9 protein-coding genes, 1 tRNA gene and 2 pseudogenes are annotated in these 10,197 nt (G+C 69.9%); 4 read left to right on the top strand and 8 right to left on the bottom strand.

Annotated elements, in window-relative coordinates; all coding sequences use genetic code 11:
- The 6 genes and pseudogenes from sepX to galU all read right to left on the bottom strand — a co-directional run.
- Window positions 1–527: pseudogene (gene sepX, locus VS93_RS24735) on the bottom strand (divisome protein SepX/GlpR); the annotation flags it as partial.
- Window positions 528–995: 468 nt separating this feature from the next.
- Entirely contained in the window at window positions 996–1,688 is a 693-nt protein-coding gene (locus tag VS93_RS24730; protein WP_082127179.1) for a GNAT family N-acetyltransferase, read from the bottom strand.
- Between the two features lie 226 nt (window positions 1,689–1,914).
- The gene (locus tag VS93_RS24725) at window positions 1,915–2,451 is read right to left on the bottom strand and encodes a MogA/MoaB family molybdenum cofactor biosynthesis protein (RefSeq protein ID WP_236700718.1); all 537 of its coding nucleotides are present in this window, start codon (window positions 2,449–2,451) and stop codon (window positions 1,915–1,917) included.
- On the bottom strand, window positions 2,448–2,936 hold the full coding sequence (gene moaC, locus VS93_RS24720; protein WP_046472262.1) for a cyclic pyranopterin monophosphate synthase MoaC: 489 nt from the start codon (window positions 2,934–2,936) through the stop codon (window positions 2,448–2,450). The genes VS93_RS24725 and moaC overlap by 4 nt, the downstream gene beginning before the upstream one ends.
- A 131-nt stretch (window positions 2,937–3,067) precedes the next feature.
- The gene (gene glp / locus VS93_RS24715) at window positions 3,068–4,309 is read right to left on the bottom strand and encodes a molybdotransferase-like divisome protein Glp (RefSeq protein ID WP_046472261.1); all 1,242 of its coding nucleotides are present in this window, start codon (window positions 4,307–4,309) and stop codon (window positions 3,068–3,070) included.
- Between the two features lie 17 nt (window positions 4,310–4,326).
- Window positions 4,327–5,279 (bottom strand): annotated as a pseudogene (gene galU, locus VS93_RS24710) (UTP--glucose-1-phosphate uridylyltransferase GalU).
- Window positions 5,280–5,443: 164 nt separating this feature from the next.
- Here galU and VS93_RS24705 point away from each other — a divergent pair.
- The 3 genes from VS93_RS24705 to VS93_RS24695 all read left to right on the top strand — a co-directional run bounded on the left by VS93_RS24705 (window position 5,444) and on the right by VS93_RS24695 (window position 7,306).
- A complete protein-coding gene (locus tag VS93_RS24705) occupies window positions 5,444–6,019 on the top strand; it encodes a 5-formyltetrahydrofolate cyclo-ligase (protein WP_046472260.1) in 576 nt (191 codons plus the stop codon).
- Window positions 6,020–6,192: 173 nt separating this feature from the next.
- Window positions 6,193–6,555 carry an FmdB family zinc ribbon protein gene (locus VS93_RS24700; protein WP_046472259.1) on the top strand — a complete coding sequence of 121 codons (363 nt, stop codon included), beginning with the start codon at window positions 6,193–6,195 and terminating at the stop codon, window positions 6,553–6,555.
- Between the two features lie 109 nt (window positions 6,556–6,664).
- On the top strand, window positions 6,665–7,306 hold the full coding sequence (locus VS93_RS24695; RefSeq protein ID WP_046472258.1) for an RcpC/CpaB family pilus assembly protein: 642 nt from the start codon (window positions 6,665–6,667) through the stop codon (window positions 7,304–7,306).
- Window positions 7,307–7,423: 117 nt separating this feature from the next.
- Here VS93_RS24695 and VS93_RS24690 read toward each other — a convergent pair whose 3' ends face one another.
- On the bottom strand, window positions 7,424–8,563 hold the full coding sequence (locus VS93_RS24690; protein WP_236700717.1) for a M15 family metallopeptidase: 1,140 nt from the start codon (window positions 8,561–8,563) through the stop codon (window positions 7,424–7,426).
- Between the two features lie 377 nt (window positions 8,564–8,940).
- On the opposite strand from VS93_RS24690, the gene VS93_RS24685 reads away from it, so the two are divergent.
- Window positions 8,941–9,013: transfer RNA gene (locus tag VS93_RS24685), tRNA-Arg, on the top strand.
- A gap of 67 nt (window positions 9,014–9,080) precedes the next feature.
- Here the strand turns inward: VS93_RS24685 and VS93_RS32170 are convergent.
- On the bottom strand, window positions 9,081–10,197 hold a 1,117-nt coding region (locus VS93_RS32170), incomplete at its 5' end, for a tyrosine-type recombinase/integrase (protein ID WP_046472257.1).

Genomic DNA, 10,197 nt, shown 5'->3' with positions numbered 1-10,197 from the left:
GGCGGCACGGTGTTCGGCGTCGGCCTTGGCCGCCTCGCGCAGCAGGGCGAGGTGGCCGGCCATGAGCATCGCAGGCGGGGCCAGTACCCACCACGCCCCAGGCCCATGGCCACCGCGATGCCGGTGAGGACGAGCAGCAGTGCCAGGCCCGTCGTACGGCGCCGGCGGCGCGCGATGATCCGGGCCCGGCCGGCGTAGCGGCGTGGCGGCCGCGCCCCGGGGACGGTTCCCGGCTCGTCCCCGGCGCCGTCATCCGGCTCCGCGCCGTGCGGGGCCCGGGGCCGTACTCCCCCTTCGTCGTCGGTCTCGTAGTGGAGGACCTGCGTCCGGTCGGGGTCCTCCTCAAGGCCGGCGCCGTTCCCATCGTCCTCCTCCGGCTCGACGGCGCCGCCGGAGTCCTCGCCCTTCGCGCCGCTCCGGCGGGCCGGGGCGGGCGAGGGGTCGGCGGCATCGCGCCGCAGCAGCATCGGCACGAGCACGATCAGCCAGACGACCACGATTGCCAGATACAGAGGAGAGCTGCTCATCACCCCTCCTCGTACCGCCGGTCCCTGGCCATGTCCCGACGCTCCAGCGATACGGCGGCCCATCCGCGGCGCACGTCGCGGGACGATGCACATGCGTGCCGCCCCGAAGTCACGGTCTGACGGTTACGCCGTCCGAAGCACCGTTCGCCATCCGATGTCCTCCACGCGCCCCAGACAGGTGTTGCCAGCGTCGTTGATGCGTCTATGTTCCGCACCGTACGGCCCTGTGTCCGGAAATGGGCAGTATTCGGACCGGAGTGTCGCCAGATTGCAGTCTTTCCTCTTCCTCGGATAACGCTCCCAGCGCGGGAATGGCGACGGGTACCGCCGGCCGCGCGAAAAACGCGGAACCGTGCGGCCGCGCCGCGGCGAACCACACTCGCTGTCCGGCGATTATCCCGCAAACAGTGCGACGCCGACCGCATGTCCCACGCTATTCGCCGCACCCCGCTAGCCGGTCTTCTACGGTTACGGCCGTCCTGGTCGCGAACTGGGTGAGCCCGGCGTGTCCCCGGGCGAGGAGGTGCCATCCGGCGGCCGACCGCGCTCCCCCTCGTCCGATCGCCGCCGCCAGCGAGCGAGCAGCCCTTCGGGGACGTCCTCGCTGGTGAGCGCGTAGCAGATGTGATCGCGCCAGGCGCCGTCGATGTGCAGTTGCCGTTTACGGACGCCCTCTTCGCGGAACCCGAGCTTTTCGGCGACCCTTCTGCTGGCTCGGTTCTCGGGTCGGATATTGGCCTCGATCCGGTGCAGTCCCACTGCGAGGAAGCAGTGGTCGACCGCCAACGCGACCGCCGTCGGTGTGATCCCCCGCCCGGCATAGGCGCTGTCGATCCAGTAGCCCACCTGAGCGGAACGGGCCGAGCCCCAGACGATCGCGCCCACGGTCAACTGGCCGGCGAACGCCCCTTCGTATGTGACCGCCCAGGGCATCGCGATGCCCTGCCGGGCCTCCTTGCGGACGGCCTGGATCATGGCGATGTAGGGCGCGATGCTCGACGACTGCAGCGGCATCTCCGGATGCGTCGGCTCCCATGGGCGCAGCCACTCCACGTTGCGGATACGCGTCGTCCGAAGAGCCCCGGCATCGCGGAGCCTCAATGGGCGCAGACCAACCGGCCCTTCGTTCAAGGTGACCGGCCAGCCACGTATCCGACTCAACTGCCTGTCCCTCCGACACCTCCGGCACCATCGGTGACCGGGGATGGAACATATGCCGCCGGGGACGCGCGGGAAGCGAGACGTCCCGCCGGAATGACAACGACCAGTATTCCACCATGCGCACCACGCCGGTCGCCCGTCTCCGCCGGCGCTCCGCCCGCGCCGGCCTGCTCCGCTGTCTCCTCTCCCTGCCCAACGCTCATCGGGGGGACCACGAAATCCCTGGTCAGGGCGACTTCCCCGAGTGATCGCCACCACGCATCTGATCGATGGCGTGGCCGAGGATCGGCCCCAGGACCTCCATTCCGTCGCGGACGCCCCCACTGGACCCCGGCAGGTTGACCACGAGCATACGGTGCCCGGCGCCCTCGGCCACGCCGACGAGACCGCGGGACAGGACCGCGGAGGGGACCCCCTTCTCCCGCCCGGCGGCGCGGAGCGTCTCGGCGATTCCCGGGATCTCATACCGCAGTAACGGACGGGTGACCTCGGGGGTCTCGTCGTTCGGGTTCACACCGGTGCCCCCGGTGGTGATGGCGGCGTCGTGTCCCTCCTCCAGCGCCCGCCGCAGGGCGTCGGCGACCGGCGCCCCGTCGGGGACCACCCGCGGCCCGCTGGTCCGGTACCCGGCCTGCCGCAGCAGGTCTACCAGGACCGGCCCGGAGCGGTCCGGGTAGACCCCGGCGGAGGCCCGGTTGGACACGGTGATGACGACCGCGCTGTGCACGTGCTCCGTCCCGCCTGCCGCTCGTGCCCCGCTCACCGCGACCGCCGCCAGTGCCCGCTCTTTCCGCCGGTCTTCTCCTCGACCCGGACGTCGGTCACGACCGCCTCGGGGTCTATGGCCTTGACCATGTCCACCAGCCCCAGCGCCGCCGTCATGACGCAGGTGAGCGCCTCCATCTCGACCCCGGTGCGGTCGGCTGTGCGTACGGTCGCGCTTATGTCGACGCGGTCGTCACGGACCCGCAGCGCCACATCGACGCCGTGCACGGCGATGGGGTGACACAACGGCACGAGGTCCGGGGTGCGCTTGGCGCCCTGGATGCCCGCCAGCCGGGCCACCGCCAGGGCGTCCCCCTTGGGTACCTCGCCCTCGCGCAATGCGGCGACGACCTCGGACGAGACCAGGACGCGACCGGTCGCGGTCGCGGTTCGGGCGACGGCCTCCTTCGCCGACACGTCGACCATGCGGGCCGCGCCGGAGGAATCGAGGTGGCTGAACCCGGACGGGTGTGACTCGGACATCGGATGACGCGCTTTCTTCGACGGGGTCGGAACCGGTGACAAGCACGACGTTACGCGGCCGGAGGGCCGGTACGGTACGCGCGTCGCCCCCCAGAGCCGGCCGGCGCCTTCCGCACCCGGCGGCACGCGCCTCAGTACGCGTCCGGCAGCTTCACGACCTCGACCACGCTGCCCTCCGCCAACTCGGTGACCGCTTCCGGAACGACCGCAAGCGCGTTGCTCCCGGCCAGGGCGGACAGCTGGTGCGATCCCTGCCGGGCGACGGGGGTGACCGTGTAGGCGCGGCCGGCCCCTTCGGCGGCGTGGTCGTGTTCCAGGACCGCCCTCAGGAAGGAGCGCTTCCCCTTGGGCGAGGAGGCGACCGGCGCGGTGAGGCGGGCGCGTACCGTCGGCGGCGGCTCGGCCGGCAGTCCGCGCATCCGCTGCAGCGCCGGGCGCACGAACAGATGGAACGAGACGAACGAACTCACCGGGTTACCCGGCAGGGTCAGGATCGGCGTCTTGGTGCCGCCGACGGTGCCGAACCCCTGGGGCATGCCCGGTTGCATGGCGATCTTCTCGAAACGCACCGTCCCCTGCCGCGAGAGCACCTCTTTGACCGCGTCGTAGGCGCCCATGCTCACCCCGCCCGTGGTCAGGACGATGTCGGCCTGCGGCAGTACGCCTTCGAGCGTTTCCAGGACGGTCGCCGGGTCGTCGCCGATGAAGCCGTACCGGTCGGCCGTGCAGCCCGCGTCCAGGGCAGCCGCGGTGAGCATGAAGCTGTTGGACTCCCAGATCTGCCCGGGGCCGAGCGGTCGGCCCGGTTCCACGAGCTCCTCGCCGGTGGAGAGCACGACGACGCGCGGGCGCGGGCGGACCCGGACCGTCCTGCGGCCGACCGAGGCGAGGACCGCCATCTCGGCCGCCCCCACGCGGACGCCTTCGCGCAGCACCTCCGCGCCCGCCTCGATGTCCTCCCCCGACCTGCGCACAGCGCCGCCGTCACTCACGTCGCGGGTGAGGGACACCTGTTCCGTCCCGCCGTCCGTCCATTCCACCGGGACCACGGCGGTCGCGCCGCCGGGGAGGGGGGCACCGGTCATGATGCGCGCGCACTGCCCGGGACGGATGGTGGTGGCGGAGGTGTCCCCGGCGGGGATGTCGGCGACCACGGGAAGGCGCACCGGGTTCTCCGGCGACGCTCCGGCGACGTCGGCGGCCACCACCGCGTACCCGTCCATCGAAGAGTTGTCGAAATGCGGGAGCGACACCGGTGAGGTGACCGGTTCCGCGAGCACCGCCCCGTGCGCCTCGATCAACCCCAGCTCGACCGGGTCGATCGGCGCCACCAGCTCCAGGAGGTCCAAGACGTGCTGTTCGACGCTCTTCATCGGTGCTACCTCACGCGTTAGTCGGCACTGCGCCCCCCGTCCGGGGCGGCGGGGGTGGTGTCGTGCTTCGCCACGAACTCGCGCAGCCACGGAAGCAGCTCCGCGGCGAGCTCGGGGCGCTCACAGGCGAATTCCACCACAGTGCGAAGGTAATCGGCCTTGTTTCCGGTGTCGTAGCGCTGCCCGCGGAACAGCACACCGTAAACCGGGCCGCCGTCGTCGGGCTTGCGCCGGGCGAGTTCGCGCAGCGCGTCCGTCAGCTGGATCTCGCCTCCGCGGCCGGGCGGTGTATCGCGCAGCACGTCGAAGACGGCCGGGTCGCAGATGTAGCGCCCGATGATCGCCCAGCGGCTCGGGGCCTGCTCCTGCGGCGGCTTCTCGACCAGGTCGTTGACGACGACGACATCCTCTTCGGCGGTCTTCTCGATCCTCGCGCAGCCGTAGAGCGAGACCTGCTCCGGCTCGACCTCCATGAGCGCGACCACACTGCCCCCGTGGGTCTCGCGGACCTCGATCATCCGTTTCAGCAGCGCCGCGTGTTCGCTGATGATGTCATCCCCGAGCAGCACGGCGAACGGCTCGTCGCCCACGTGGCGTCGGCGCACAGAACAGCGTGTCCGAGCCCTCTGGGCTCCCCCTGGCGGACGTAGTGCACCTGTGCGAGCTCACTGGACTCGCGGACCGAATGCAACCGCTGGATGTCGTTCTTCGCGCGCAGCGCCTCTTCCAGTTCATAGGCGCGGTCGAAGTGGTCCTCGATGGAGCGCTTGCTGCGCCCGGTGACCATCAGTACGTCGTGGAGGCCGGCCGCCACGGCCTCCTCCACGACGTACTGGATCGCGGGCTTGTCCACGATCGGCAGCATCTCCTTGGGTGTCGCCTTGGTGGCGGGCAGGAAGCGGGTACCGAGGCCCGCGGCGGGTACCACGGCCTTGGCCACGCGGGGTTGGAGGCTGTGTGTTTCACTCATGTCGGCACTTTAGGTCACATCCCTTCGAGAACCGACCCAAGACGCCCCGGCTGACCTGCAAGTCCGTGCGATGTTCCCGGTAGACGGGCTGCACCTTCCCAGACGTTCACTCCCGGTTCGACTCACTCTCACTTAACGGTGTTCAGCTGAGAGACTTCTGTGCCATGGACACCGAGGCGAAGCGGGACATGCGCCGGCGGATCACCGCGGCGCGGCGGACAGTATCCGAGGAACAGGTGGCGAAGGCCGGATCGGCGATCCGCGACGCGCTCACCGCGCTGCCCTCTCTCACGATGGGCGGGACGGTGGCTGCCTACTACTCGGTGGGCACCGAGCCCGACACCCGCAAGTTGATCACCACCCTGTGGAAACAGGGGACGTATGTGCTGCTGCCGATCTACCAGCCCAACGGCGATCTCGACTGGGCGGGCTACGACGGACCCGACAGCCTGGTCCGCACGGACCAGGGACTGCTGGAGCCGACCGGGCACCGCTACGGGCTGGACGCGGTACGGCGCTGCGCCGCGGTCGTCTGCCCGGCGCTGGCGGTCGACCAGCAGGGGGTGCGGCTCGGCCGCGGTGCCGGCTGCTACGACCGGACACTGGACAGGATCGGGCCGAACACGCGCACGGTCGCGGTGATTTACGACACAGAACTCGTAGCCGCTGTTCCCGCGGAATCCCACGACCGCCCCGTACAGGGAGTGGTCACACCCGAGCGGGGCGTCCACTGGTTCTGATCCCACCGCGCCGGCGGGCGGCGGAGGGAACAGTGTCGCGTTACCTTGCGTTACCGCTTCTGGCGGCGCCGCCGGAAACAGCGCATGGTGCAGACCCCCGCTGTCGCGGCTATGCGTCCCGAGCGCGTACCATTTAGCAGTCGAAGGGCGAGAGTGCCAGCGAGGAGGAGCCCGTGCCTACGTACCAATACGCCTGCACCGAGTGCAATGGCCAGTTGGAGGTCGTGCAGAGCTTCAGCGACGACGCGCTGACCGTCTGCCCCGATTGCCAGGGTCGGCTGCGCAAGGTGTACTCGGCCGTCGGTATCGTCTTCAAGGGCTCGGGCTTCTACAAGACCGACAGCGGCTCCGGTTCCAAGAGCGCGGCGTCCTCCAACGGCTCCACCGAGAGCAAGAGCGACGGCTCCGGCTCGGACTCCTCGAACACGGGCTCCGCCGACAGCTCCGCCGGCTCGTCCGGTGGTTCCAGCGGCTCCGGTGGCTCGGACAGTTCATCGAGCACCTCGACGAGCGCCGCCACCGCCGCGTCCGCCTGACCGTTCCCGCACGGCCGCCCGGCAGGGCCGCCCCTTGTGGACAACGCCGACGCGGGCTCCTCCCGGCGGCCTACCGTGCGGGTATGAACGTCACCGGATCCGGCGCGGCATGATTCCGCGCCGCCACGCATTCAGCGGCTTTCTGGCCCGGTACCGGAGCGGGCTCGGGGCGCTCTGCGCCGCGCTGGCCCTCGTCGGCGCCGTCCTGCTGCTCCGGCCGCCGTCCGCGGCCACCGTGGACGTGCTGGTCGCCTCGCGCGACCTCACGGCCCTGTCCCCGATCAGCGAGGGCGACCTCTCGGTGCGCGCTCTTCCCCGGGAGGCGGTGCCCGACGGAGCCCTGCGACCCGGCTCCGAACCCACGGAGCGCTCTCTCGCCGGTCCGATGCTGCGTGGCGAGGTGATCACCACCGCGCGCGTCGCCGACCCGCCCGCCGAGGCCTACGGGCCCGGAATGGTGGCCGCCCCCGTCCGGATAGCCGATCCCGGTGTGGCGGCGCTGCTCGGCCCCGGCAGCAGGGTGGACATCCTCGCCGCCGGGGGCGATCCGTTCCTCGCCGATGCCGGCGACGGCCCCGCCGGGCCCGCGGCAACGGTCGCCGCGGACCGGCCGGTGATCGCCGTTCCGGAGGAGGACGGCACCGCCCAGGAGGCGGGCGCGCTCATCCTGGTCGCCGCCACCCCCGAGGAGGCGCGGGCCCTGGCCGGCCACGCGGCGGCCGGCCATCTGTCCGTCAGCATTACCGGATGACCGCGCTCCGCGGCCGTTTCCCCGGAACGCCGCTGGAGGAGGGGAGTCCGCTCCGGCACCGTACCGGGACGACCGACCGGACACACGCAACGGCCGCCGGGGCGGCGAACGCGGCGGTCACCTCTGGGCGTACTTGTACTCCCAGTGCCAGGGTTCGAACGGACTGGACTTCGCCCAGTCCGGATGGGACCAGCCGTACTCCCCGCCGTTCTGCTCCAGCCAGGTCCACTGCTCGGAGCGGTAGTTCTGCACTCCGCCGCACATGTCGACCGCGAGGCCGTCACCGTGGTTGCTGGTGCCGGGCACGGCGGCGTTCCCGGGCGGCTGCTCGGCGTAGACCCGGTGCTGGTTGGGGAGGTCGCGGTAAGAGCTGGTGAGGCAGATCTGGGTACCGAAGCGCTCGGTGTAGGCCTCGTTCATGGCCAGGAAGTCCACGGCCGCATCCGCGCGCAGGAAGTGGTCGCTCTCGTGCAGCTCGCACAGCGCCTCGCTGGGCAGTAGCCCGTTGGGGGCGCCGGTCGCCGCCTCACCCGCGCTGGGATCGCACTCCACGCCGGCCAGGTAGGCGTCGATGTCCATCCCGCGGTCCTCGAGTTCCTTGGTGAGCTTGTCCGTGCTCTCCTTGGACTGCGTACGCAGCGCCTTGAGGTCGTCCTGCAGCTCGACCTTCTCCAGCTGCGTCTGCGCCTGCAACTCCTGGGCGTCGCTCGTCAGGTCGACCTGTTTTTCGCGCAGCTCGTTGGCCTCTTCGAGGAGAGCTTCCTGGTCGTCGGACATCTTGACCACGTGCGACTCGACCTGCAGGTCCTGGTCGAGGGTGCCGGAGGTCATCAGCGCGAGGGTTCCGCCGTCGGGCTGCTGGTAGAGGGTGCTGGCGAGCTGCGACAGCGGCCCGCGCATGTCGGAGAGCTCAAGCTCGGTCTGCTGCAGTTCGTGCAGCGTGGAGACCAGGTCCTCCTGTGCCTCCTCCAGCGCCTCCTCGCGCTCGGTGTACTTCTCCGTGGCCTCCTCAAGGTCCTCTTTGGCCTGCTCGGCCTGCTCTTTGAGGGTGTCGAGATCGTCGTCCGCGGAGGCGGGGGCCGTCACCGGGGCAACAGCCACCTGCGCGCCCGGGACCGCGAAGAGGGCGACCAGCACCGTGAAGACCACGGCCTGGACGACCCGCCTCCTGGTCCAGGGGCGCGCCGTGAGGACGGTCAGGATCCCGCTTCTCGGTACGCGGGATGATCGCCGCGTCGAATCGAGAGAGAACGGCACGAGGATCCTCCGGCTGCCTGTTTCGGTCGTTCGCGTGGCCGCATCGCAACGTACTACACCCCCGCAACCGGGCGTGCCGGAGCGAACGCCCTGACGATACGAGTCGGCACAACGCAACGCCCTGTGCGGGCGGCAGTGCCCGCACGTTTCCTGATCAACTGATAGGGGGGCGGTCATCACCCTGGATCCACGTCCGCTGCGGCGTCCAGGTTCATTGCGGGACGGATCCGCAGCCCGTGCATGACAAGGGTCACTCAAGGGTCATGACAACTTCTCTGCGAGCAAGGGTACTCAATCGGAACGGAGAGCCAACCCCGCTGCTCGTTTTCGTTCTGACGCACAACGGTTCCAACCTCAGCTACCCTTGGACGGCGAACGGCCTCATAGCTCAGGGGACAGAGCACCGCTCTCCTAAAGCGGGTGTCGCAGGTTCGAATCCTGCTGGGGCCACTTGCGTGACCTGGGATTTCTCGCCGATGAGGGGTTCCGGGTCGAGGGTCTGGTCTCAGTTTCCGGGTCAGCCCCATAGTGCGTCTCCCATCCGGTCCAGTGCTCCGCGGGTGAGTTCGGTGTTGGCGTGGATGTAGCGGGCGGTCTGCGACATCTGGGAGTGACCCAAAATCTGCTGGATGGTCTTGGGGTCGATGCCCAGCTCCGCCAGCAGCGTCCCGGCGGTGTGGCGCCCGTCGTGGACCCGCGCGTCGCGCACGCCCGCGATGCGCAACACGTCCTTCCAGTCCGCCCAGTCGGCGCGCTTGCCGATCGGGCGGCCGTCGGGGCGACAGAACACCAGATCCCAGGATTCATCCCAGGCCGGCCCGGCTGCCAGTTTCTCGCGCTGCTGGTGGCTCCAGTGGACCCGCAGCTCGCGCACGAGCGGCCGAGGCACCGGCAGCACGAACTCCTCCAGCCCGGTGTCGTCGCGGACGCCCTTGCGCCGTGCGAAGTAGAACGCACCACCGCGGCGCTGCGGACATTCGCGCGCATGGCCTCGGCACTCACGCGGGCATGGCCGCCTGATCTCGGGGCATTGGTGGGACTTGACCTTGCAGCCGGCCTTGCACCGCTCGGTGTGGTGTCCCCGACATCCTCTCGGACATGGCCGCTTGTGCCGCGCGGCTGTGCACTCCTTGATGTCGTCGCACCCATGGCGAAACGGCTCTTGTTTGATCTGCCAGCCGGCCTGCATCTCAAAGCGCAATGCTCGCGTGCACGTCGCACAAGTCTCTGTGTCGGAGGCGAACAGGTCGGCGATCGGGTAGAAGATCCGACAGGTGTCGCAGATGCCGGTGATGCGAGACCAGCGCAATCCCAAGGCTTCGGACTGGCGAACCCCTAGGGCGAGTCCCACTGACCAGCGTGCGCCGTTGCGTCGGTTCCGACACGCCTTGAGCACGCTGCGGGCCTCAGAACGTGTGAGCGGTTCGTAGCGGGTGACCGCGCCCCCTCTGGGCGTCTTGACCAGCCGCACCGGGTTGCGGGCGATCAGGTCCCGGTCCTCGGCGACTTGGAACCCGGCCATGATCCGCCAGTGGATTTTCAGGATGGTCCGCGGCGCCAGTCCTTTCTCCTCTTCTAGCCAGAGGTAGAAATCTTCGATGTGCTCGGGCATGACCGCATCGATACGGTGCTGG

Source organism: Allosalinactinospora lopnorensis, assembly GCF_000981225.1.
In the GTDB taxonomy this organism is placed as follows: Bacteria; Actinomycetota; Actinomycetes; order Streptosporangiales; family Streptosporangiaceae; genus Allosalinactinospora; species Allosalinactinospora lopnorensis.
This window is presented reverse-complemented; position numbering and strand designations above follow the sequence as displayed.